This is a genomic window from Muricoccus radiodurans, assembly GCF_050154705.1.
Lineage (GTDB): Bacteria > Pseudomonadota > Alphaproteobacteria > Acetobacterales > Acetobacteraceae > Roseomonas > Roseomonas radiodurans.
In genome coordinates this window covers 2,817,256-2,840,836 of the sequence record NZ_CP189561.1, presented here as the reverse complement: position 1 = coordinate 2,840,836, position 23,581 = coordinate 2,817,256, and the positions used below count along the sequence as shown (strand labels likewise).

General features: G+C 74.2%; 21 protein-coding genes. 15 read left to right on the top strand and 6 right to left on the bottom strand.

Annotated features, from left to right (window positions below):
• The first annotated feature begins 72 nt into the window (after window positions 1-72).
• On the top strand, window positions 73-315 hold the full coding sequence (locus ACP6CK_RS13790) for a hypothetical protein (protein ID WP_426959595.1): 243 nt from the start codon (window positions 73-75) through the stop codon (window positions 313-315).
• A gap of 173 nt (window positions 316-488) precedes the next feature.
• On the opposite strand, the gene mutL is transcribed toward ACP6CK_RS13790, so the two are convergent.
• The 4 genes from mutL to pgi all read right to left on the bottom strand — a co-directional run bounded on the left by mutL (window position 489) and on the right by pgi (window position 6,034).
• Window positions 489-2,342 carry a DNA mismatch repair endonuclease MutL gene (mutL, locus tag ACP6CK_RS13785; protein ID WP_426959593.1) on the bottom strand — a complete coding sequence of 618 codons (1,854 nt, stop codon included), beginning with the start codon at window positions 2,340-2,342 and terminating at the stop codon, window positions 489-491.
• 79 nt (window positions 2,343-2,421) lie between these two features.
• On the bottom strand, window positions 2,422-3,576 hold the full coding sequence (locus tag ACP6CK_RS13780; RefSeq protein ID WP_426959592.1) for a sensor histidine kinase: 1,155 nt from the start codon (window positions 3,574-3,576) through the stop codon (window positions 2,422-2,424).
• 119 nt (window positions 3,577-3,695) lie between these two features.
• The gene (locus ACP6CK_RS13775) at window positions 3,696-4,439 is read right to left on the bottom strand and encodes a metallophosphoesterase family protein (protein ID WP_426959590.1); all 744 of its coding nucleotides are present in this window, start codon (window positions 4,437-4,439) and stop codon (window positions 3,696-3,698) included.
• A complete protein-coding gene (pgi, locus tag ACP6CK_RS13770; protein WP_426959589.1) occupies window positions 4,436-6,034 on the bottom strand; it encodes a glucose-6-phosphate isomerase in 1,599 nt (532 codons plus the stop codon). Before pgi ends, ACP6CK_RS13775 begins: the two co-directional genes overlap by 4 nt.
• Window positions 6,035-6,142: 108 nt before the next feature.
• On the opposite strand from pgi, the gene ACP6CK_RS13765 reads away from it, so the two are divergent.
• From ACP6CK_RS13765 to ACP6CK_RS13705, 13 genes are all read left to right on the top strand, one after another.
• Window positions 6,143-6,508 carry a CidA/LrgA family protein gene (locus tag ACP6CK_RS13765; protein WP_426959588.1) on the top strand — a complete coding sequence of 122 codons (366 nt, stop codon included), beginning with the start codon at window positions 6,143-6,145 and terminating at the stop codon, window positions 6,506-6,508.
• Window positions 6,505-7,224: an LrgB family protein gene (locus ACP6CK_RS13760; protein ID WP_426959587.1), complete on the top strand. Its 720-nt coding sequence runs from the start codon at window positions 6,505-6,507 to the stop codon at window positions 7,222-7,224. The genes ACP6CK_RS13765 and ACP6CK_RS13760 overlap by 4 nt, the downstream gene beginning before the upstream one ends.
• A 54-nt stretch (window positions 7,225-7,278) precedes the next feature.
• The gene (locus tag ACP6CK_RS13755; RefSeq protein WP_426959586.1) at window positions 7,279-9,306 is read left to right on the top strand and encodes a M3 family metallopeptidase; all 2,028 of its coding nucleotides are present in this window, start codon (window positions 7,279-7,281) and stop codon (window positions 9,304-9,306) included.
• A gap of 199 nt (window positions 9,307-9,505) precedes the next feature.
• Window positions 9,506-9,925, top strand: coding sequence for a MaoC family dehydratase (locus tag ACP6CK_RS13750; RefSeq protein WP_426959585.1), 420 nt, complete (start codon window positions 9,506-9,508; stop codon window positions 9,923-9,925).
• Window positions 9,922-10,443, top strand: a complete 522-nt coding sequence (locus ACP6CK_RS13745; protein ID WP_426959584.1) for a GNAT family N-acetyltransferase — start codon at window positions 9,922-9,924, stop codon at window positions 10,441-10,443. The genes ACP6CK_RS13750 and ACP6CK_RS13745 overlap by 4 nt, the downstream gene beginning before the upstream one ends.
• A 42-nt stretch (window positions 10,444-10,485) precedes the next feature.
• Window positions 10,486-11,079, top strand: coding sequence for a TIGR00730 family Rossman fold protein (locus ACP6CK_RS13740; RefSeq protein WP_426959583.1), 594 nt, complete (start codon window positions 10,486-10,488; stop codon window positions 11,077-11,079).
• Window positions 11,080-11,087: 8 nt separating this feature from the next.
• Entirely contained in the window at window positions 11,088-12,011 is a 924-nt protein-coding gene (locus tag ACP6CK_RS13735) for a bifunctional riboflavin kinase/FAD synthetase (protein WP_426959582.1), read from the top strand.
• 197 nt (window positions 12,012-12,208) lie between these two features.
• On the top strand, window positions 12,209-12,481 hold the full coding sequence (locus ACP6CK_RS13730) for a DUF3297 family protein (RefSeq protein ID WP_426959912.1): 273 nt from the start codon (window positions 12,209-12,211) through the stop codon (window positions 12,479-12,481).
• A 191-nt stretch (window positions 12,482-12,672) separates the two neighbouring features.
• On the top strand, window positions 12,673-15,552 hold the full coding sequence (ileS, locus tag ACP6CK_RS13725) for an isoleucine--tRNA ligase (RefSeq protein ID WP_426959581.1): 2,880 nt from the start codon (window positions 12,673-12,675) through the stop codon (window positions 15,550-15,552).
• Window positions 15,552-16,067 (top strand): signal peptidase II, encoded by a 516-nt coding sequence (lspA, locus tag ACP6CK_RS13720; RefSeq protein ID WP_426959580.1) that lies wholly within the window; start codon window positions 15,552-15,554, stop codon window positions 16,065-16,067. Before ileS ends, lspA begins: the two co-directional genes overlap by 1 nt.
• Before the next feature lie 103 nt (window positions 16,068-16,170).
• Window positions 16,171-16,749: a DUF3035 domain-containing protein gene (locus tag ACP6CK_RS13715; protein WP_426959579.1), complete on the top strand. Its 579-nt coding sequence runs from the start codon at window positions 16,171-16,173 to the stop codon at window positions 16,747-16,749.
• A 40-nt stretch (window positions 16,750-16,789) separates the two neighbouring features.
• Window positions 16,790-18,226, top strand: coding sequence for a M16 family metallopeptidase (locus ACP6CK_RS13710; protein WP_426959577.1), 1,437 nt, complete (start codon window positions 16,790-16,792; stop codon window positions 18,224-18,226).
• Window positions 18,223-19,485, top strand: coding sequence for a M16 family metallopeptidase (locus ACP6CK_RS13705; RefSeq protein ID WP_426959576.1), 1,263 nt, complete (start codon window positions 18,223-18,225; stop codon window positions 19,483-19,485). The genes ACP6CK_RS13710 and ACP6CK_RS13705 overlap by 4 nt, the downstream gene beginning before the upstream one ends.
• A 91-nt stretch (window positions 19,486-19,576) precedes the next feature.
• Here the strand turns inward: ACP6CK_RS13705 and ACP6CK_RS13700 are convergent, their stop codons facing one another.
• The gene (locus tag ACP6CK_RS13700; RefSeq protein WP_426959575.1) at window positions 19,577-20,743 is read right to left on the bottom strand and encodes a hypothetical protein; all 1,167 of its coding nucleotides are present in this window, start codon (window positions 20,741-20,743) and stop codon (window positions 19,577-19,579) included.
• Window positions 20,744-21,233: 490 nt separating this feature from the next.
• Here ACP6CK_RS13700 and ACP6CK_RS13695 point away from each other — a divergent pair, with 490 nt between their 5' ends.
• Window positions 21,234-22,169: an MYG1 family protein gene (locus ACP6CK_RS13695; protein WP_426959574.1), complete on the top strand. Its 936-nt coding sequence runs from the start codon at window positions 21,234-21,236 to the stop codon at window positions 22,167-22,169.
• 16 nt (window positions 22,170-22,185) lie between these two features.
• Here ACP6CK_RS13695 and ACP6CK_RS13690 read toward each other — a convergent pair whose 3' ends face one another.
• A complete protein-coding gene (locus ACP6CK_RS13690) occupies window positions 22,186-23,535 on the bottom strand; it encodes a tetratricopeptide repeat protein (RefSeq protein WP_426959573.1) in 1,350 nt (449 codons plus the stop codon).
• Between the last annotated feature and the right edge of the window lie 46 nt (window positions 23,536-23,581).

The window sequence follows — 23,581 nt, the reverse complement described above, 5'->3', positions numbered from 1 at the left end:
CGATCGGCGTGAATCGTCCGCGCCCCGTCCGGTGATCCCGCCGGCCGGCCGCGGGCCGAGGAGCGAACGGCCATGTCCGACCAAGCCCCCGCCACCGAGACGATGACCGTCGGCGCCCTCATCGCCGAGTTGCAGAAGCTCGACGCCTCGCGCCCCATCGCGCTGGGCATCATGCTCGGCGGCGAGGAGAACGAGGAGGGCGAGGTGGACATCTACGGCATCGACCTCATCGAGGAGATGGAGGCCGAGGACGGCTCCCCCGCCTATGTCATCGCCTGCGACCTGCGCGGCGCCGACGACGAGGAGGAGGCCTAGGCCCGGTCGTCCACCGCGTCCCGCAGCCGGACGCGCGGGGACGAACGACCTCCGGGCGCCGCGGCCGCCGATGCGCCGCGGCGCACCCCGAAGGTGGATCGCGGACGGTGGATCGCGAAAGGTAGATCGCGGTCTGGCAGCGGGCGGTGACCCGCGCAGCGGACACCACGGCGCTACCGCCGCCCGAACATCCGTGCGAGGTCGGCCTCTCCCAGCCGCAGGAAGGTGGGGCGGCCGTGGGAGCAGGTGGCGGCGCGGGGCGTCGCCTCCATCTCCCGCAGCAGGGCGGCCATCTCCGCCGGGTTGAGCCGCCGGCCCGCGCGGACCGAGCCGTGGCAGGCCAGCCGCGCGACCGCTGCGTCCAGTCGGCGTTCGAGGGCGGTGCTCTCCTCCCACTCCGAGAGTTCCGCCGCGATGTCGGCCAGCAGCGGGCCGGGCTCCGGGTTGCCCAGCAGCGCGGGCAGGGCGCGGACGAGCACGGCGCCGGGGCCGAAGGCCTCGATCTCCAGCCCCAGCCGCGACAGGGCCTCGGCCTGGCCCAGCAGCCGCGCCGCGGCGGCGGCCGGCAGGTCCACGACCGCGGGCAGCAGCAGCGGCTGCGACCGCACCCCGCCGGAGACGAGCTGCGCCGAGAGCCTCTCATGCGTCAGGCGTTCATGCGCGGCGTGCTGGTCCACCAGCACGAGGGCGCCGTCCGGCGCCTCGGCGAGAACGTAGGTGTCCAGAAGCTGGGCCAGGGGCCGGCCCAGCGGCCCCTCCGCCGCGGCGTCCGGGGGCAGGGAAGGGGGCGCGGCCGGGACCGTGGCGATCCCCGGCGGCAGGTGGAAGCGCGCCTGGACCGGCGGCGGGGGCGGCGGTGCGGAGAAGACCGGCCGCGCCTCCGCGAAGCCGACGGGGGCTGGGGCCGGGGAGGCCGACCCGTCGGCCCAGGTGACGGCCCCGCCTGCCGGCGCGGGCTCCGGTGCCCGGGCCCGGCTGGGCCAGTCGGCAGCCGGCGCGGGCGCGGCGGCGGCGTCCCAGCCCACCCGCGTCCCGCCCACCCCGGCGCCCGTGCCGAGCGCCCGCCGCAGGGAGGCGATCAGCGCGCCGCGCACCGAATCCGCGCCGCGGAAGCGCAGCTCCGTCTTCATGGGGTGGACGTTCACGTCCACCTGGTCCGGCGGGATCTCCAGGAACAGCGCGGCGACGGGGTGCCGCCCCGACGCCAGCACGTCGCGATAGGCGACCCGCAGCGCCGCCCGCAGCAGCGGGTCCCGCACCGGGCGGTGATTGACGATCAGGTGCTGCTCGGCGGCGGTGGCGCGGGAATGGGTGGGCAGCGCGGCCAGCCCGTCGAGGGAGAGGTCGGGCCAGCGGCCCTCCACCGGGACGACGGCAGCGGCGAAATCCGGTCCCAGCACGGCATTGACCCGCCCGGCGCGGTCGGCGGCCGGCAGGTCGAGATGGACGCGCCCCTCCACCGTCACGCGGAAGGCGACCGCCGGCCAGGCAAGGGCCAGACGCCGCACCGCCTCGATCGCGTGGCCCGATTCCACCCCGGCGGAGCGGAGGAACTTCCGCCGCGCGGGCGTGGCAAAGAAGAGGTCCCGAACCTCCACCCGCGTGCCGGGCGGGGCGGCGGCGGGCGCCACATCGTCCACGCGCCCGCCCTCCACGCGGAGCGCGTGCGCCTCTCCGTCCGGGGGGCGGCTGGTGATGGTCAGCCGCGACACCGCGCCGATGGAGGGCAGCGCCTCCCCCCGGAAGCCGAGGGTCTGGATCCGGAAGAGGGTCTCCTCGTCCGGCAGCTTGGAGGTGGCGTGGCGCTCGATGGCGAGGGCGAGGTCCTCCGGGCCCATGCCGCCGCCGTCATCCTCGACGAGGATGCGGTCCACGCCGCCGCCCTCCAGCGTGACGGCGATCCGCCGCGCCCCGGCGTCGAGCGCGTTCTCCACCAGCTCCTTCACCGCGGCGGCCGGGCGCTCCACCACCTCGCCCGCCGCGATGCGGTCGGCGGTGGTGGGGGGCAGGCGGCGAATCACGGGCACGGGGATGGGATGGGGCCTTGGCGGATGCAGGACAAGGCTTGCGCCCGTCACCCTTGCCGGAGGGTTGCCGCGCGGCGTCTCAGCCGTCCGGCGTTTCCTGCACGCGCGCCATCGGCGCCTCCGCGCGGAAGATCAGGCCGTCCCGCCCGTACTCGGTCGCGGTCCGGGCACCGAGGGTGCGGGCAAGGTTGTCCTCGATGAGCCGGGTCCCGAAGCCGCGGCGCGTCGGCGGCCGCACGGGCGGCCCGCCCTCCTCCCGCCACTCCAGGCGGAGGGTGCGTCCCTCCTCCACGATGTCCCAGTCGAGCATCACCCGGCCGCCGGGCACGGAGAGGGCACCGTATTTCGCGGCGTTCGTCGCCAGCTCGTGCAGCGCCAGGCCCATGGCCAGGGCCGCCGAGGGCTGCAGCGGCAGGTCGGGGCCGGTCAGCGCGAAGCGCCCGGAATCGGCCGCGGCGTGCAGCTCCGCCATGGCGCGGGCGAGGGTCGCCATCCCCGCGCGCGCAGGCCCGCCCGGGCGGTCCAGCAGCACGTCGTTCGCCCGCGCCACCGCCCGCAGCCGGGCGACGATGCCGCGCCGCGCCTCCTCCAGCGACCCGGCGGTGCGCAGCGTCTGCATGGCGATGGCCTGCACCACCGCGAGCATGTTCCGCACGCGGTGGGACATCTCGAGCACGAGCATGTCCTGGCGCTCCTTCGCCTCGGCCAGCGCCTCCGCCTCCTCGCCCTGCCGCCGGAGCGCCAGCCGCAGCTCCAGCTGGACCATCACCTGCCGTGCCAGCCGCTCCAGCGAGCGGCGCTGGAACTCGGAGAGGGTCCGGGGCCAGCGGTCCAGCACGCAGAGCGTGCCGAGCGGCAGCCCCTCCTTCGTGACGAGCGGCGCGCCGGCGTAGAAGCGCATGCCCATCTCGGTCACCACGGGGTTGGTGGCGAAGCGCGGATCGGCCGACAGGTCCGGCACGAGGAACAGCCCCGTCCCCTGGATCGCGTGCGCGCAGACCGAGAGGTCGATCGGCGTGGAGTCCTGTCCCAGCCCGATCTCGGCCTTGAACCACTGGCGATCTGTTTCCACGAGGCTGACGAGGGCGACGGGCGTGCCGCAGATCTCCGCGGCCATGGCGGCCATGTCGTCCACGTCCGATTCCCGCGGCGTGTCGAGCACGCGGTAGCGGTGCAGCGCCGCCAGGCGGTCGGCCGGATTCCAGGGCGGGGCGGGGGGATCGAACGCGGGCACGGGCGGCGTCTTGCATGGGCGCCGGGGTCCGTCGAGTTTCGTTTCGGAGAGCTCGGCCGGATTTCAGCGGCCTGTGTCCGGCCCGGACGGCGAGGGGGCGCGGGCCGGAACGCGGCCGGCTAATCCGCGAAGCCGGTGGCCAGCGGCCGCGCCCAGGCCGGCCGGCCGGCCCGCCGCGCCGCCTCCGCCGCCGCGTTCCAGTCGTAGGGGACGGCGCGCCACGTCACGTCCCATCCGCCGGGGACCCGGTCCAGCAGGGCGTAGCGCGCGTGCGGCGATCCGGCCGAGACGGTGTAAGGGAAGGGGTCGTCATCCTCGTAGCCCTGCAGCCCGACGGAGCCGGGATTCACCACCAGTGGCCCGTCCGGCAGCTGCGCGGACCCCGGGATATGGGAGTGGCCGCAGAGCACGAGCGAGAGCCCCGCCGCATCCCCCAGCCGGGCCGCCACCTTCTCCGGCGCGGCGCGGAGCAGGCCGTGCTTGCGGTGCGGCGTCTCCAGCAGGAACTCCATGTCGTCCCCCGGGCGGCCGTGCACGGCGAGGATGTCCGGCGCGGGCCGGATCGCGGGCGGCAGGGCGGCCAGCCAGTCGAGGTGTCGCGGCGCGAGCTGGGCCAGCGCCATCCGGTCCGACTTGCCCATCCCCTCGGCGGGCGGGTGGATCAGGTGCCGGTCGTGGTTGCCGCGCACCGTCGGGAAGCCCGCCTCCATCAGCCGCTCCGCCGTCTCCGCGGCCTCCAGCGGGCCGGAGACGGTGTCACCGAGGTTCAGGACGAGGTCGGGCGCCTGGGCCGGGAGGTCCGCCAGCACGGCCTCCAGCGCGCGCAGGTTGCCGTGGACGTCGGAGACGGCGGCGATCCTCATCCGCCGCGCAGCCGCTGGATCGCGGCGATCAGCGCGGCGGTGGAGCCGTCATGCTCGCGCGGCTCCGCGCCCGGAGAGAGCTCCGGCAGGATCGCGCCCGCGAGCTGCTTGCCCAGCTCCACGCCCCACTGGTCGAAGGCGTCCACGCCCCAGAGGGCGCCGAGGCAGAAGACCTTGTGCTCGTAGAGGGCGACGATCTGCCCCAGCACCGCCGGCGTCAGCCGCTCCACCAGGATCGTCGTGCTCGGCCGGTCGCCGGGGAAGAGGCGGTGCGGCAGGAGGGCGGCGACGCGGGCCGCGTCCATGCCGGCGGCCTCCATCTCCGCGCGCACCTCCTCCGCGTCGCGCCCGCGCAGCAGGGCCTCGGCCTGGGCCAGCCCGTTCGCCAGGAGCTGCCGGTGGTTTTCTTCGAAGCCGTGGTCGGGGCGCGCGACGAGGAGGATGTCCGCCGGCACGGGCGTGGTGCCCTGGTGGAGAAGCTGCATGAAGGAGTGCTGCGCGTTCGTCCCCGGCTCCCCGAAGACCACGGGGCCGGTGGCGCGCGCGACCGGCGCGCCGTCCATCGTTACCCTCTTGCCGAGCGACTCCATCTCCACCTGCTGGAGATGCGCGGGCAGGCGCGCGAGGCGCTCGTCATAGGGCAGCACGGCGCGCGTGGGGTAGCCCAGTCCGTTGACGTGCCAGACCTCCGTCAGCGCCATCAGCAGCGGCAGGCTCTCCTCCTCCCGCGCGGAGAGGAAGTGCTCGTCCATGGACCGGGCTCCGGCGAGAAGTTCCGCGAAGACGTCCCAGCCGCAGGCGAGCGCGATGGACAGGCCGACCGCCGACCAGAGGGAGAAGCGGCCGCCCACCCAGTCCTTGAAGCCGAAGACCTGATCCCCGGGCACGCCGAAGGCCGCGGTGGCCTTCAGGTTGGTGGAGAGGGCGACGAGCTGGTTCCGGCGCGATTCCCCGAGCCAGTCGCGGAGGAGGTGCGCGTTCGCCATCGTCTCCGCGGTGGTGAAGGTCTTGCTCGCGACGAGGACGAGCGTGCGGGCGGGATCGAGGCGGTGGCGCATCGCCTCCCAGGCATGGCCGTCCACGTTGGAGAGGAAGTGCGCGCGCATCGGCATCCCCTCTCGCCACAGCGCCCGCACCGCCATCTGCGGGCCGAGGTCGGAGCCGCCGATGCCGACATTCACCACGTCGGTGAAGCGGCCCTCCGCGCGGATGCGGGTGCAGAAGGCGCGCATCGCGTCCAGCGTGCCGTGCACGGCGGCGGAGGCATCCTCCTCCCCGGTGCGGAAGGCGCCGCGCGGCCCGCGCAGCGCCATGTGCAGCACGGCGCGGTCCTCGGTCGCGTTCACCCGCTCCCCCTCGGCCATCGCGTCCCGCGCGGCCAGCACGCCGCGGGCCCGGGCGAGCGCCAGGAGCGCGTCCCGCACCGCGTCGGTCACCGAGGTCTTGGAGAGGTCCACCCGCAGGTCGCAGGCGGTGTGGGTGAAGCGCCCCGCCCGGTCCGGATCGGCGTCGAAGAGCGGCCGGATCGCCGCCGCCCCGGGCATGCGGGCCAGCGCCGTCACCGCATCCCAATCCCGATCCGCCGACCCGGCCATCGCGTCCCCCTCCGATCCCGGGCAGGAGGGTAGGGGGCGCGCCCCGCCCGGGAAAGCCGCCGGGCCGGAGCCGCGTTAGCCCTGGCGTCCCCCGCGCCGGATGCCGCGATGATCCCGAGCCTCACCCTCATCCTCCTCTGCCAACTGGCCGGGGAGGCGGCCGCCCGCGCCGCCGGATGGCCGCTGCCCGGCCCCGTGCTGGGCATGATGCTGCTGCTGGCGCTGCTTCTCCTGAACGATGCGGCCCCGGCCCCGCGGGACGCCGCCCCGGTCGGTCGCGCGGCGGACGGGCTGCTCGCCAACCTCTCCCTTCTTTTCATCCCTGCGGGCGTCGGGGTGGTGGGGCGGCTGGACGTGATCGCGGCGCACGGGATCGGGCTGGCGGCGGCGCTGGTCGCCTCCACCCTGCTCGGGCTCGCCGCCACCGCGCTCACCTTCGCCGCGGTGGCGCGGATGACGGAGCGCGGGGCGTGACGGACGCGGATCTCGGCCTCTGGGTCTATCTCTCCCGCACGCCGCTGCTGTGGCTGACGGTGACGATGCTCTCCTACGCCGCCGCGGACCGGGTCGCGGCCGCCACGGGCCGCCATCCGCTGGCCAACCCGGTGCTCATGGCGGTCATCGCCGTCGCGGCGATCCTCGCGCTCACCCGCACGCCCTATCGCACCTATTTCGAGGGGGCGCAGTTCGTCCACTTCCTCCTCGGCCCCGCGACGGTGGCGCTGGCCGTGCCGCTCTACCGCCACCGCCGTACCGTGCTGCGCGCCCTGCTGCCGATGGCGGCCGCGCTGGTGGTCGGCTCGCTGACGGCGATGCTCTCGGCCGTGCTCCTCGCGCGCGCCCTCGGCGTGCCGCAGGAGGTGCTCGCCTCCCTCGCCCCGAAATCGGTCACGGCGGGCGTGGCCATGGGCATCGCGGGCAGCGTCGGGGGCGATGCGGCGCTGGCGGCGGTGCTGGTGATCCTGACCGGCGTCATCGGCGCGATCACCGTGACGCCGTTGATGAACGCGCTGCGCATCCGCGACCCGCGCGCCCGCGGCTTCGCGGCGGGGTTGGCCGCCCACGGGATCGGGACGGCGCGGGCCTTCCACGTGAACCCGGTGGCCGGAACCTTCGCGGGGATCGCGCTGGGGCTGAACGCGCTGCTCTCGGCCGTGCTGGTGCCGATCGTCCTGCGATGGGTGCTCTAGGGCGGATGCCGGGGACGCTTGACCTGCGCCGCGCTCTCTCCGCGTATGGCCGGCATGAGCGACAACAACCCCCTCCTGGCTCCCTGGACCACCCCCTTCGGCCTGCCGCCCTTCGACCGCATCCGGTCGGAGCACTTCGTCCCGGCCTTCGAGGCGGCGATGGCCGCCGAACGGGCGGAGGTCGCGGCCATCGGGGCCGACCCGGCGCCGCCGAGCTTCGCCAACACGATCGAGGCGTTGCAGCGCAGCGGCCGCGACCTCGTGCGGGTGGGGGAGGTCTTCTCGAACCTCGTCGTCAGCCTCGGCGGCCCGGCGCTGGAGGCGGTGGACACGGAGATGGCGCCGCGCCTGGCGCAGCACGGCATGCAGATGGCGCTCGATCCCGCGGTCTTCGCGCGGGTCGATGCCCTGCACCGCCGCCGCGACGAACTCGGGCTTCCGGAGGATGCGCGGCGGCTGCTGGACCGGACGCATCTCGGTCTGGTGCGCAGCGGGGCGGCGCTGGACGCGGCGGCGAAGGCCCGCATGGCCGCGATCTCCGAGCGGCTGGCGGTGCTGCACACGCAGTTCGGCCAGAACGTGGTCCACGATGAGGCGACGTGGTTCCTGCCGCTGACCGGCGATGACCTGGACGGGCTGCCGGACTTCCTGCGCGCCGGCATGGCGCAGGCGGCGGCGCAGCGCGGGCTGTCGGACTTCGTCGTCACCCTCTCGCGGTCGCTGATCGAGCCGTTCCTCACCTTCTCCGCCCGGCGCGACCTGCGGCAGGTGGCCTATGCCGCCTGGATCGCCCGCGGCACGCATCCCGGGGAGCACGACAACCGCCCGATGATCCCGGAGATCCTGTCGCTGCGGGCGGAGCGGGCGCGGCTGCTGGGCTATGCGAACTTCGCCGAGTTCCGGCTGGCGGACAGCATGGCCGGCACGGTGACGGCGGTGCAGGACCTGCTCGCGCAGGTGTGGGAGCCGGCGAAGCGCCGCGCCGCCGCCGAGCGCGACCGGCTGCTGGAGATCGCCCGCGCGGAGGGCTTCGAGGGCCCGATCGAGCCCTGGGACTGGCGCTACTACGCCGAGAAGGTCCGCCGCGCCGACCACGCGCTGGATGAGGCGGAGCTGAAGCCGTATTTCTCCTTCGGCCACATCCAGCAGGCCGCCTTCGACACGGCGGGCCGCCTGTTTGGCCTGCGCTTCACGCCGGTGCCCGACGCGCCCGCCTATCATCCCGACGTGCGGACCTATGAGGTGACGGACGCGGGCGGGCATGTCGGCGTCTTCCTGGCCGATCCCTATGCGCGGGCGGACAAGCGGTCCGGCGCCTGGATGAGCAGCTTCCGCGACCAGGAGACGCTGAACGGGCCGATCTCGCCGATCATCGTCAACAACAACAACTTCGCGAAGTCCGAGCCGACGCTGCTGAGCTTCGACGACGCGGAGACGCTGTTCCACGAGTTCGGCCACGCGCTGCACGGGCTGCTCAGCCGGGTGCGCTATCCCGCGCAGTCCGGCACCTCCGTGCGGCGGGATTTCGTGGAACTGCCGTCCCAGATCTACGAGCACTGGCTGTCCGTGCCGGAGACGCTGCGCCGCTATGCCGTGCACAACACGACCGGGGAGCCGGTGCCGGACGCGCTGATCGGGCGGCTGCTGGGTGCGCGCAACTTCAACCAGGGATTCGCGACGGTGGAGTACGCGTCCTCCGCGCTCATCGACCTGGCGCTGCACGTCCACCCCGCGCCGGAGACGATCGACATCGAGGCGTTCGAGGCGAAGTTCCTCGCGGGGATCGGCATGCCCCGGGAGATCGGGCTGCGGCACCGGCCCGCTCATTTTCAGCATCTCTTCGCCGGCGGCGGCTACGCGGCCGGCTACTACTCTTACCTCTGGTCGGAGGTGCTGGATGCCGACGGGTTCGAGGTTTTCGAGGAGGCGGGCGATCCCTTCGACCCGGCCGCGGCGGCGCGGCTGCGGACGCTGTTCTCCGCCGGGGATACGCGTGATCCGATGGAGCTCTACATCGGGTTCCGCGGGCGTCCTCCGAGCATCGCGGCGCTCCTGCGGGGGCGCGGGCTGGCGGTGGCCTGAGAGGTTGGCGCGTGCGGCCCCCGGGGAGGGGAGAGCCCGTCTCCGGATTCCGCGGCAGCCTGACAAGACGAGATGAGTGGGGGTCCGGGGGAGAGAATGCCTTCTCTCCCCCGGGGCCGCCCGCGGAACAGGGCCGCTTCTTGCCCGGCCCGCGCGCGCGCCTTAATGCGACCGCGCAACACAGGCGGGGATTCCGGCGATGGATGGCGTGTTCTTCGAGGACCTGACGGTCGGCCAGTCGGCCAGCTTCGGCAAGACGGTGACGGAGGCCGACATCCTGATGTTCGCCGCCGTCTCGGGCGACACCAACCCCGTCCACATCAACGCCGAGGCGGCCGCGGCCTCGATGTTCAAGGAGCGCATCGCGCACGGGATGCTCTCGGCCGGGTTCATCTCGGCGGTGCTGGGGACGCGGCTGCCGGGTCCGGGGACGATCTACCTCTCCCAGACGCTGAAGTTCCGGGCCCCGGTGACGATCGGCCAGACCGTGACCGCGACCGTGGAGGTGACGGCGCTGGATGCCGCGAAGAAGCGCGCCACGCTGAAGACCACCTGCACCGTGGCGGGCAAGGTGGTGATCGAGGGCGAGGCGCTGGTGATGCCGCCCTCCCGCGGTTGAACGGACCGGTCCTGACGACCGACCGGCTGGTCCTGCGGCCGCCGGTCCTCGCGGACCTGGATGGCTGGGCGGCGCTGATGGCCGATCCGGTGGCGGCCCGCTTCATCGGCGGGCCGCAGTCGCGCACCGTGGCCTGGCGCGGACTGACCTCGGCGGCCGGGTCCTGGGCGGTTCAGGGCTTCGGCCCCTTCTCGGTGGTGGAGCGGGCGAGCGGGCGCTGGATCGGCCGGATCGGGCCCTGGCGGCCGGAGGGCTGGCCGGGCGACGAGATCGGCTGGGCGCTGGACCGCGGCGCCTGGGGCCGCGGATTGGCGCGGGAGGGGGCCGCGGCCACGATGGAGTGGGCGCGGACGGCACTCCGCTGGCGGGAGGTGATCCATGTCGTTCATCCGGACAACGCGCCGTCCCGCGCGCTGGCAGGGCGGCTGGGCTCCCGGTTGCTGAGGCTCGGGCGGCTGCCCCCGCCCTTCGACGCCGAGGCGCTGGAGATCTGGGGCCAGAGCCTGCGGGCGGGCTGAGCCGCCTGGATACCGCCACAACCCGATGCCACATGGATGGGCATGAACACGATCGAGAATGTCTGCGTCTTCTGCGGCGCGAATCCGGGTGCCCGTCCTGCCTATGCCGAGACCGCGCGGGAACTGGGGCAGGCCATCGCCGGCCGGGGCATGGGCCTGGTGTATGGCGGGGGCAAGGTGGGGCTGATGGGCGTGGTCGCCGATGCCGCGCTGGCCGGCGGCGCCACGGTGCAGGGCGTGATCCCGGAGCACCTGATGCAGCGGGAGCTGGGGCACGGCTCCGTCAGCAAGCTGCACGTCGTCGCCTCCATGCATGAGCGGAAGGCGCTGATGGCGAAGCTCTCGGACGGCTTCATCGTGCTGCCCGGCGGCTTCGGCACGATGGAGGAGGCCTTCGAGGTGCTGACCTGGTCGCAGCTCGGGCTCCACCGGAAGGGGGTCGTCTTCCTGGACGTGAACGGCTTCTGGTCCCGCCTGATGGAGACGATGGACGGCATGGCGGAGGAGGGCTTCGTCCGCCCCGAGCACCGTCTGCTGGCCATGCTGGCGGAGACGCCGGACCAGGCGCTGGACATGCTGGCCGCCTTCCGCCCGCCGGAGGTGACGCGCTGGATCGAGCGCGTGGCACAGGCCTGACTTCTGCCGTGGTGCAGGTCTGGGAGGACTGGCGCGCCCTGCCGGGCGCGGCGCGGGGCGGCACGGTCGCATTGGGGAATTTCGACGGGGTGCATCTCGGGCACCGCGCCGTGCTGGCCGCGGCCCACGCGGCCCGGCCGGACCTGCCGCTCTGCGCCCTGACCTTCGAGCCGCATCCGCGCGAGGTCTTCCGGCCCCAGGACCCGCCCTTCCGGCTGACGCTGCTGCCGGCCAAGGCGGCGGCGCTGGCGGCGGCGGGCTGCGCGCATGTCCATGCCGTGCCCTTCGACGCAGTGCTGGCGGCGATGCCGGCGGAGGCGTTCCTGGACACGATCCTGCACGGGGCGCTGGGGGCGCGGCACCTGGCCTGCGGGGCGGATTTCGCCTTCGGGCACCGGCGGGGCGGGGACGTCGCGATGCTCGCCCATTGGGCGGAGGCGCGGGGGATCGGGCTCTCGGTGGTGCCGCCGGTGGCGGACGCGTCCGGGCCGATCAGCAGCACGCGGGTGAGGCGGGTCCTGCAGGACGGGTATCCGGAGCGGGCGGCGGCGATGCTCGGGCGGGACTGGGAGGTGCGGGGCACCGTCTTCCAGGGGGACCGGCTGGGGCGGGAGCTGGGCTGGCCGACCGCGAACATCTGGCTGGGACGGCACCTGGAGCCGGCGCGGGGGGTCTACGCGGTGACGGCCGCCCTGCCGTCCGGCGAGGTGGTGAAGGGCGTGGCGAATGTCGGGCGCCGGCCGACCCTGGGCGGCGATCCGGAGACGCGCCTGGAGACGCATCTCTTCGACTGGTCGGGGGACCTCTACGGGCAGGAGATCGGGGTGCGGCTGCACCATTTCCTGCGGCCGGACGCGACCTTCAACGGGCTGGAGGCGCTGAAGGCGGCGATCGCGGCGGATGCCGAGCAGGCGCGGGCGGTGTTGGGATAGGACACCGGAAGGCTTTGCCTCCCGGACCCTCCACCGGGGCCAACGGGCCCCCCGCACCCCGCGGTATTGGACGCGGGTCCAGGGCGCGCGTTCGCCCCCTGGTGGATGGGGTCCGGGGAAGGCGACGCCTTTCCCGGGGGCGACGGCGCGAGGGGTCGGTGGTGGACATGACGGCCGGACCGCGCGACATCCCCGGCATGAGCGACACCCTTCCCGACCGGCTCTCGACCGACCCGAAGAGCCCCTATTTCGACGCCGCCCTCCTGGAGCGGGGCATCGGCATCCGCTTCAAGGGTGTCGAGAAGACGAATGTGGAGGAGTACTGCGTCAGCGAGGGCTGGGTGCGGCTCTCGGTCGGCAAGGGGCTGGACCGGAAGGGACGGCCGATGACGATGAAGCTCCAGGGCACGGTGGAGCCGTATTTCCGGGATGCGGCGGCCGCCCCGGCCGGGGAGGCCGACCCGGCCTGATGCGGGGATGGCGGACGGGGCCTGCCCGCGCTTGACCCGCCCGGCACCGCCGCCCCATAGGGCCGGGATGACCCGGCGGCCCCTGACCGCGCGAATTCCCGGCCCGGCCCTCCCCTGAGGGCCGGGAGACCGAACGCGCCCGCCTGCCACGCCGCATCCGTCGCGGCCCCGAGAGCCCCCAAGGCATCCCAATGACCGACGCCCCCGCCCCCGACGCCGCCCCGAAGCAGGAGGGGCGCGACTATCGCGGCACCGTCTTCCTGCCGAAGACCCCCTTTCCCATGCGCGGCGACCTGCCGAAGCGGGAGCCGGCGATGCTGGCGCGGTGGGAGACGAACGGGCTGTGGCGGCGGGTGCGGGAGACCTCGAAGGGGCGGCCGACCTTCGTGCTGCATGACGGCCCGCCCTATGCGAACGGGCCGCTGCATATCGGGCACGCGCTGAACAAGATCCTGAAGGACGTGATCAATCGCGCGGCGCAGATGTCGGGCTTCGACGCCGACTACGTGCCGGGCTGGGACTGCCACGGCCTGCCGATCGAGTGGAAGGTCGAGGAGGAGTACCGGAACCCCAAGGGCAAGTACCAGGGCGGGCGGGACAAGGATGCCGTCCCCGTCCTGGAGTTCCGGGGGGAGTGCCGCGATTACGCGAAGCACTGGCTGGGCGTGCAGAGTGGGGAGTTCCAGCGGCTGGGCGTGCTGGGCGACTGGGACGGCCGCTACGCCACGATGGACTTCCCGTCCGAGGCGGCGATCGTCGGCGAGATCGGCAAGTTCCTGATGAACGGCTCGCTCTATCGCGGGCTGCGGCCGGTGATGTGGAGCCCGGTGGAGAAGACCGCGCTCGCGGATGCGGAGATCGAGTACGAGGACGTCACCTCGCCGACGCTGCACGCGGCCTTCCCGGTGGTGCGCGCCGCCGCGCCCGACCTGGCGGATGCGCGGGTGGTGATCTGGACGACGACGCCCTGGACCATCCCGGGCAACCGTGCCGTCGCCTTTGGCGAGGCGATCGACTACGCGCTGGTGCATGTTGGCGAGGTGAAGGAAGGCTCGCTGGCGCGGGTGGGCGAGACCTACCTCGTCGCGCTGGCGCTGCTGCCGAACTTCCTGGAGGCGGCGGGGATCGGCGCGCACACGGTCAAGCGCGTGCTGCACGGGGCGGAGCTGGCCGGGACGGTGCTGGCGCATCCGCTGCGCGGCTGGGCGCCGGCGGCGGGCGGCTACGACTTCGACGTGCCGATGCTGCCGGGCGAGTTCGTGACGGCCGAGGCCGGCACCGGCTTTGTGCACATCGCGCCGGGCCACGGCGAGGACGACTTCGCGCTGGGCCGCGCCAACGGCCTGCCGGTGCCGGAGACGGTGAACGACGACGGCACCTACACCGTGCAGTCGCCGGGCTTCACGGGCATCCACGTGTTCAAGGCGCACCAGCCCGTGTGGGACGCGCTGGCGGCCTGCGGGACGCTTGTGGCGAAGGGGTCGCTGAAGCATTCCTACCCGCATTCCTGGCGGTCCAAGAAGCCGGTGATCTTCCGCGCCACGCCGCAGTGGTTCATCGCCATGGATGACAGCAACGCCATCCGCGCGAAGGCGCTGGACGCGATCGCGGCCACGCCCTTCGTGCCGGACCAGGGGCGGAACCGGATCGGGTCCATGGTCGCGGCGCGGCCTGACTGGTGCATCTCCCGCCAGCGGGCCTGGGGCGTGCCGATCGCGGTCTTCGTGGACAAGCGCACGGGCGAGCCGCTGCGCGATCCCGCGGTCATGGAGCGGATCGTCGCGGCCTTCCGGGAGGAAGGGGCGGATGCCTGGTACAAGCCGGGCGCCGCGGCGCGCTTCCTCAACGGAGAGGCCGGCTCCGCCGGCGGGGGCGAGGGACGCGATCCCGCCGACTACGAGCAGGTCATGGACATCGTGGATGTGTGGTTCGAGAGCGGCTCGACCCACGCCTTCGTCCTGCCGGACCACGGGCTGCCCTTCCCGGCGGACCTGTATCTGGAGGGGTCGGACCAGCATCGCGGCTGGTTCCACTCGTCCCTGCTGGAGTCCATCGGGACGAACGGCGTCGCGCCCTTCAAGGCGGTGCTCACGCACGGCTTCGTGCTGGACGAGTCCGGGCGGAAGATGTCGAAGTCGCTGGGCAACGTCACTGCCCCGCAGGAGGTGATGAAGGACTACGGCGCCGACATCCTCCGGCTCTGGGTGATGAACTCCGACTTCGCGGACGACCTGCGGATCGGCAAGACGATCCTCGGGCAGCAGGCGGAGCTGTACCGGCGGCTGCGGAATACGCTGCGCTGGCTGCTGGGGAACCTCGACGGCTACTCGGAGGATGAGGGGGTTGCTTATGGCGACCTGCCGGAGCTGGAGCGCTGGGTGCTGCACCGGCTGACGGAGCTGGACGTCCGCGTGCGCCGGGCCGTGGAGACGCATGACTGGTCCGGCGTCTATCCGGAGATCCACAACTTCTGCGCGGCGGATCTCTCGGCCTTCTACTTCGACATCCGTAAGGACAGCCTTTACTGCGACGCGCCGTCCTCGACGCGCCGGCGGGCCGCGCGGACGGTGCTGGACGTGCTGCACCGCAGCCTCTGCACCTGGCTGGCGCCGGTGCTCGTCTTCACGGCGGAGGAGGCGTGGCTCGCCCGCTTCGGGGAGGGGGCGGAGAGCGTCCACCTCCAGTTGTTCCCGGAGGTGCCGGCGGAGTGGGCCGATGCGGCGCTGGCGGAGCGCTGGGGGGGCATCCGGTCCCTGCGCGGGCTGGTGACGACGGAGATCGAGCGGAAGCGGGCGGCCGGGCTGATCGGGTCCTCGCTGGGCGCTTCGGTGGGCGTGCGCGGGGTGCCGCCGCTCGGGCTGTCCGAGGCGGAGTGGGCGGAGGTGCTGATCGTCTCCGGCTTCGACGCCCTGCCCGGCGATCCGGAGGCGGAGGGACCGCCGGGGATCGAGGTGATCCAGGCCCCCGGCGCGAAGTGCGAGCGCTGCTGGCGCGTGCTGCCGGAGGTGGGGCTGTCCGCCGCGCATCCCACGCTGTGCCGCCGCTGCGAGGCGGTGGTGGAGGGGGCTTGATGACGGCGATCAACCTGCGGCGCGGGCTGATCCTGGCGCTGGTGATCCTGGTCGCGGACCAGGCGAGCAAGTGGTGGGTCCTGAACGGGCTGGACCTGCCGATGCGGCGGAACGTGCCGCTGCTGGCGGCCGGCCCCTTCGGGCTGGACCTGACGATGGTGTGGAACCGGGGCGTGACCTTCGGCCTGCTCTCGGGCAGCGAGCCCTGGCACGCCTATGTGCTCGCGGGGCTGGCGGCGGTGATCGCCGCCGTGCTGCTGCGCTGGATGGCGAAGGCGGAGAACCGGCGGACGGCGCTGGCGCTCGGCGCCATCGTGGGCGGCGCGGTGGGCAACGTGATCGACCGGCTGCGCTTCGGGGCGGTGGTGGACTTCGTGGACGCCCATGCCTGGGACTGGCATTGGTACGTCTTCAACGTGGCGGACGCGGCCATCGTGCTGGGGGTCATCACCCTGCTGGCCGAGGCGCTGATCGGCGGCCGCCCCGCCCCGGCCGCCGGAGAGGCGCCGCGGTGAGGTGCCGCGGAGAGGTCGCCGGGCGATCTCTCGCCGTGACGAAACGCAACCGCAACCGCGGGTGGTTCCCGCCCCCCGCCCGGCCCTGCTAGAAAGCGCCCCTATGACGACCCGCCTTCGCCCCGTGCGCCTGATCCCCCTGCTCCTGGTCGCGCCGCTCGCCATGGGATGCGAGGGCACGGCCCGCACCCTCGGCCTGACGCGCGACGCGCCGGACGAGTTCCAGGTGGTCACGCGCGCGCCGCTCTCGGTGCCGCCCACCTTCCAGGGCAACCTGCCGGTGCCGCGGCCCGGCGCCCAGCGGCCGCAGGAGCTGACGGCGCGGGAGCGGGGCGAGAGCACCCTCACACCCGGCGCCATCCTCAGCGAGCGGCGCACCCGCTCCTCGGGTGGCGAGGCGGCGCTGATCGCCCAGGCCGGCACCGCCTCCGGCGCCGGCGCGGCGAGCGGCGACATCCGCCGCCGCGTGGACGAGGAGAGCCTGCGGCTGGAGCGTCCGCAGCGCGGCTTCGTGGATCGGCTGATGTTCTGGCAGGACCCGCCCGTCTCCGGCACGGTGGTGGACCCGCAGCGCGAGAGCCAGCGCATCCGGGAGAACTCGGCGCTCGGCCGTTCTCCGGCCGATGGGGAGACGCCGATCATCCAGCGCCGCCAGCGCGGGCTGCTCGAGGGCATTTTCTGATCCCGCCCGCGGCGCTGGTTTCGAAGGACAGGGTTCCCACATGGACGGGATGCCCCCGCTGACCCGACGCGCCGCGCTGGCCACCGCCGCCGCCGCGCCCGCCGCCCTGATGGCGCCCGCGCGCGCCCAGACCTCCCCCCCAGCCTCCGTGCCCGCCCCTGTTCTGGCCCCCGTGCCCGGCGCGGCGGAGCGGCCGCTCTTCGGGGCCACGCTGTGGCGCCTGCCGAACGGGCTGCGGGTGGCGCATATCGGCTCCCGCGGGGCGCCGGTGGTGGCGCAGTACCTCTTCTACGGCGCGGGCGGCGGGGAGGACCCGGCGGGGCGCTCCGGCGTCGCCCACTACCTCGAGCACATGATGTTCAAGGGCTCGGCGCGGGTCGCGGACGGCGCCTTCTCCCGCTCGGTGGCGCGGGAGGGCGGGCAGGACAACGCCTTCACCTCCCGGGATGTGACGGCCTACCACCAGACGGTGGAGGCCTCGCGCCTGCCGCTGGTCGCGATGATGGAGGCGGATCGGCTCGCCTCGCCGCTGATCCCGGAGGGCGGCTTCACGCCGGAGCGGCAGGTGGTGCTGGAGGAGCGGCGCCAGCGCACCGATTCCTCCCCTCGCGCGCGATTCCGGGAGGCCTATGACGCGGCGATGTGGGGCGCGCAGCACTGGCGCGGCCGCCCGATCATCGGCTGGGCGGACGAGATCCGGGCGATCGAGCGCGAGGACCTCGTGGCCTTCCACCGGCGCTGGTACGCGCCGTCCAACGCGGTGCTCGTCATCTCCGGCGCGGTGCCGGAGGCCGAGGTGCGGCGCGTGGTCGAATCCGAGTATGGCGGCGCCGAATCCCGGGAGGTCGCGCCGCGAAACCGCGCCGCGCCGCCCGACGCGCCGCTGGAGGCGCGGCTGGTCCGCAACGACGCGGCGGTGCAGGAGGCGCAGCTGCTGCGCTCCTGGATCGCGCCGACCCTCACCTGGGGGCGGGACGGGGCGGGGACGGAGCACGCCTTCTCGCTGGAGGTGCTGGCGCATCTGCTCGGCGGCGGGCCGGGGTCGCGGCTGCACCGGGGGCTGGTGGAGGCCGGGCTCGCGGTCGGGGCCGGTGCCGGCTACGACAACGACGAGCTCGGGGCGGGGTCCTTCGCGGTCTATGCGACACCGCGGCGGGAGGTGACGCCGGCCCGGCTGGAATCGGCGCTGGAGGATGCCATCGCCCGCCTGCTGGACGAGGGCGTGACCGAGGTCGAGGTGGCGCGCAGCAAGCGGCAGCTCACGGCCGGCGCGCTGCTCGCGCTGGACGGGATCGGGGCGGCGCCGCGGCTGCTGGGCGGGACTCTGGCGATAGGGCTGCCGGCCGATGCGGTGGAGTACTGGCCCGCGCATATCCGCGGGGTGACGCCGGCCTCCGTCATGGCGGCGGCGCGCGCGGTGTTCACCCATCCCTCCCTGACGGGATGGCTGCTGCCGGAGGGGGTGCGCGCGTCTTGAGCGGCTCCATTCCCAGCGGCTTCACCCTGCCGGTGCAGGTCGTGTCGGCCGGCGGCGTGACCGCCTGGCTGGCCGAGGATGATTCGGTTCCCGTCGTGTCGCTCGCCTTCAGCGTGCCGGGGGGCGCTTCCCTGGACCCGGCGGGGCAGGAAGGGGCGGCTTCCCTCGCGGCGGCGCTGCTGACCGAGGGCGCAGGCGATCTGGAGGCGGCCGCCTTCCAGGAGGCGCTGCGGGATGCGGCGATCTCCCTCTCCTTCTCCGCCGACCGGGACGAGTTCGAGGGGGGCTTCCGCTGCCTGCGCGACGCGTTGCCCGAGGCGATCCGGCTGGCGCGGCTGGCGCTGACCGCGCCACGCTTCGACCAGCCGGCGGTGGACCGGGTGCGGGCGCGGGCGGTGGCCGGGGCGCGCCAGGCGCTGGAGGGGCCGCGGGGCCAGGCGGGCCGCGCCTTCTGGGCGGGGGCGCTGCCCGGCGCCTTCGGCCGGCCGCCCGGCGGCACGGCCGAGAGCCTGAGCGCCCTTCCGGTGGAGGCGCTGCGCACCGTGCCGGCGCGGCAGTTCCGCAAGGGCGGGCTGCTGGTCGCCGCGGCGGGCGCCATCTCCGCGTCGGAGCTGGAGGCGGTGCTGGTGGCGCTGTTCGGCGACTGGGCGGAGGGCGACGTGCCCGACCTGCCCGCCCTGCCCGGCTTCGGCCTGTCCGGCGTGCGCGTGGTGCCGGTGGAGAGTCCGCAGTCCAGCGCCGTGTTCGGCCATGCCGGGATCGGCGTGGACGATCCGGACTGGGAGGCGGCGGGCGTCGTGCTGCGGGTGCTGGCGGGGGGCGGCTTCTCCTCTCGCCTGATGAATGCGGTGCGCGTGGAGCGCGGCCTGGCCTATGGCATCGGCGCGGGGTTCGAGCCGGTGGCGGGGCAGGGTTTCATCGTCGGGTCCGTGGCCACGCAGAACGAGCGGATGGCGGAGACCCTGTCGGTGCTGCGCACGGAGTGGGCCCGCATGGCGGCGGAGGGGCCGAACGATGCCGAGCGGGCGGAGGCGATCGCCTTCCTGACCGGCAGCCAGCCGCTGTCCTTCACCTCCACGCGGCAGATCGCGGGCATCCTGCTCGCGCTACGGCGGAACAACCGGCCGCTGGACTGGCTGGCGGAGCGGCCGCGGCGGCTGGCGGCGCTGGACCGCGCGCGGCTGGCCGCGGTCTCGGCGCGCATCCTGAAGCCGGATGCGCTGGCCGTGGTGATCGCAGGAAAGCCCGCTGGGCTGTAGCGATCCCGCATCCGTCTTCCGCGGCAGCCTGAGAAAGGAAGATGAGTGAGGGTCTGGGGGGAGAGAATTCCTTCTCTCCCCCGGGGCCGCCTCAGCGCCGGGCGGGCACCACCGCGTCGTAGAGCTGCGCGCCCTGCGCGCGCAGGGTGGGTACCGCGCTGGCCATCTCGGCCTCGATCTGTCGCATCGCTTCGGCGTCCCGGGGGCGGCGAGAGCCGCAGGCTCCGGAATGCTCCTCTTCCAGGATGGCTCCGCGCTGGCCGATGCGGAGCCAATCCGGCGCGGAGGGGATGCCGGCGCGGGCCATTTCCTCCCGCCGCGCCCGTGCGCCGGCTATCCGGTGGCGCTGGGCCTCGCACCAGCGGATCTCCCGCGGGTTGAGCGGCGTCTCCTGTTGCTTGGCCGGCCGCGCCTCCTGCGGAGCCGGCGCGGTCAGGGCGAGCACGGCCTGGCGTGAATCCTCGTAGCGCGCGTTCGCGGCCTGCGACTCGGCCTGCCGGGCGGCACTCCGGTAGGCGTCCCATCCCCATCGGACGTCGTTCTCGATCAGGCTGCCGACGATGCAGACGGGGATGAAGCCGAGGAAGATCCAGGCGAGGTAGCGCCGCTCGAGGCGGGCCAGGCGCTTGCGGTCGCGCCGGATCGCCATCCAGTGCTCCCGCTCGGCCGGGGTTCGGGACAGGCTCGCCAGGGTTTCCGCGGCGGCGATGGAGCCCTGTTCGTCGCCATGGGCGTCGTTGCTCTTCAGCGCGCGCTCCGCGAGCTCTCGCCGGAGCGCGGTCGCGTCCTCCTGGATGGCCCGTGCAATTGCGGCGTGCAGCGCGGGGTCGAGGCCGGCGGCGATGGTCGGGTCGGCCAGGGCATCCTCCATGACCTGGACGAAGCCGAGGGCTTGGACCGGGCCGTTCTTCTCCCGGTGGAGCCACTGGGTGAACTCGCGCATGACGACCCAGGGCGCGCCGTCCAGGCCGTGGCGCGCCGCTTCCTCGAAGGTCACGGCGAGGTCGCGGGCGAGGAGGCTGAAGCCGTTCCGGGGGTCCCCGCTGCCGAGGAGGTGCCGGAGGATGCCGGACCAGCGCCGGGACCGGGCGATCGTCTCGACGAGGTCCGCCATCGCGGGGTGGTCCTCGGGCGCGGAGGGGGCCGGTGCGCCGGGCTCGTGTCGGGACGAGGTGCGGGGCGGGGGCGCGGCGTTGGACGGGGAGAGAGGCGCACCCCGCAGGACAGCGAAGCCGCTCTCGGACATCTCGACGGGCATGGGAGCTCCGGGCCGGAAGGTCTCGGCCGGGGCATTTCCCCCTCTCGGCCGGGCCGTCCGCGACGGCGCGCCGCCTCATGCCCGATGCGCGGTCCCGTTCCTGTCTCGTCCGCCGGGGCGCGCCGTCGCGCGCGTCGCGCGAAACGGCTTGTGGGGGAAGAGGTCCAGATCATCGGCCTCGGTGAAGCCGGGGCCGAAGTGGCGGCAGAGCATCGAGAAGGCTCAAGGTCTGCGCCCCCATGAAACGAATACGGACAGAAATGAAGAAGACCTTGAGCTGAAACATTGAGGGGCCGAGGGTCTCAACCGTCTCACGGTACTACTTCGGGAATTGTCGATCTTTGTGCCTGTTTCTCGGACATGCTTGAAACGGAGCGCGGGATCACCTGAGAGTGGCCCTGCAACCGGTTCGCGGGCCCACCAAGGCGCGCCACGGGTCGGCCGGACCCGCGTGTCCCCGCGCGGCGAGCGACACGGAGCAGGAGGCAGCATGCAGCCCGACCACCCCCTCGTGCTGGCGACCCATAGCGGCAGCTTTCACCTCGACGACGCCCTCGCCTACGCGGTGCTGCGCATGGCGCTCGGGCTTCGGGAGGACGGGCGGGACCACCGGCTGCTCCGCACCCGCGACGAGGCGCGGCTCGGGGAGGCCGACATAGTCTGGGACGTGGGGGCGGTCCACGCGCCGGAGCGGGAGCGCTTCGACCATCACCAGCGCGGCGCGCCGGTGCGGGAGGATGGCGTGCCCTACAGCGCGGCCGGGCTCGTCTGGCGCAAATACGGGGAGGCGGCGGTCCGGAGCGCGCTGGGCCCCGAGGCGGCGGAGCTCGCCCCCGCGATCGCGGCGCTGGTGGACCGCGAGATGATCCGGCGGGTGGACGCCCTGGACAATGGCGTGGGCGAGCCGGGCGACGCGCTCTGCCTCTCCGGGCTCGTCGAGGATTTCAACCCCGTCTGGGATTCGCCCGCCCTCGGCGATGCCGCCGCGGAGGATGCGGCTTTCCGGGAGGCGTCCGGCCTGGCGGAGGCGGTGCTGCGCCGCCGCGTCGCGACGCTGCGCGCGCAGATGATGGCGGAGGCGGTCGTCGCGGCGGCCGGAGCGCGCTCGGCCGACCCGCGCATCCTGGAGCTGGACCGCAAGATGCCGTGGCAGGAGGCGGTCTTCGCCCGCGGCCTGCCCGTGCTCTTCGCGGTCTACCCCGTGCCCAACGGCAACTGGATGGTGGACGCGATGCCGCCGGAGCCCGGTTCCTTCGCGCAGCGTCACCCGCTTCCCGCGGAATGGGCGGGGCTGCGCGACGCGGCGCTGGCCGCGGCCAGCGGCGTGGGGGACGCGGTGTTCGTCCACGCCAAACGCTTCGTCGGCGCGGCGCGATCGCGGGACGGGGCGCTGCTCCTGGCGCGGCGGGCAATCGGGGCGGCGTAACGCGGGCGCGGCCGGGTCAGTGGGGCACCGCCCGCGCCACCGCCGCGAAGCCGATGCGGCGCGCGGGCGGGACGGGGTGCCGCCCGGCGGCGCGCTCGAGGATCAGGCGCACGTCGCCCGGCAGGTTGGCGCGCAGGGCGCAGTCGAGGAACAGCTCCTCCAGCACCGCCTGCTGGGCGTGGCTGCCGCCGAGCTCGGGCAGGTGCGGCAGGGCCGGGCGCAGGCACTCCACCGCGGGGACATAGGCGCCGCGGGCGCGCAGCAGGACGGCGTGGCAAGCGGGCAGGGCGGCGCGGCGCAGGGTGCGGGCCTGGAGCGTGTCGCCCTCGGCGGCGCGGGCCACGGCGTCCAGCAGGCGGCGGGCGGCCACGTGGCGGCCGGTGGCGCCCAGCGCCATGGCCCAGTGCGGCAGGGTGAAGGCGGAGAGGGTGTCGCCGATCCGCGCCTCCGCCTTGTCCGCCAGCTCCGCCCAGCGGGGCCCGACATTCACCCCCTGCCGCTCCAGCCGGAACAGCATGGAGATGGCGTTCTGCATGTCGATGTAGAGGTCGGGCGCCGCCTGGGTCAGCGGGCTGGACAGGTCGCGGAAGCCTTGGTCGTAGAGGGCGATCACCCGGTCGAACTCGCCCCGCTCCAGGTGGAAGAGGGCCCGGTGCCAGAGCAGGTGGTGGCGGAGGTTGTTGCCCTCGCCCCAGTTCCGCTCCAGCCCGTCCAGCCAGGCGATGCCCTCCCCCCGGCGGCCCTGCATCTCCAGCACATGGGCGACGGCGTGGGCGGCCCAGAGGTCGCAGGGGTCGCGCTCGATGGCGGCGCGGCCCGCCTCCTCCGCCTCGACGTAGCGCCCCGTCTCCTCATAGGCGAAGGCGCGGCAGGCGAGCACGTTCGAGTAGCCGGGCACGTTGTCGGTCCAGTGCGGCCGCAGCGCGTCGGCGATGGCGGCCATGGCGCCGGGGCGGCCCTGCCAGAAGGCGGCGAAGTGGTGCAGGCGCATGGCGACGACGTCGCGCGGGTAGGAAGCCAGGATCGCCTCCCAGTCCGCCAGGGCCTGCTCCACCTCGCCCTCCGCCCAGGCGGCGACGGCGGCGGCGTGCAGGCCCTCCCGCGGGGTGGCGCCGGTCGCCGCCTCCACGGCGCGGGCGGCGAAGGCGCGGGCGGTGGGGATGGTCGCGCCCGAGGTCGCCAGCATCGCCAGCGCCGCCCGGAGCGAGAGCACCATCGGCGCCTCCGCATCGGCCGCGAGCGCCGCCTCCATGAGCGTGGGCGTGTCGCGGCGGTTGGCGAGCAGCGCCTCGACCGTGCGCCCGTAGGCGCGGGCGGCGGGGCCGCCGGCGATGGTGAGGGCGTGGCCCTGCGCGTCCTGGGGCATGATGGTCTGAGTCCGGGTCGGCCGCGCCGCCGTCCTGGCCCGGTCC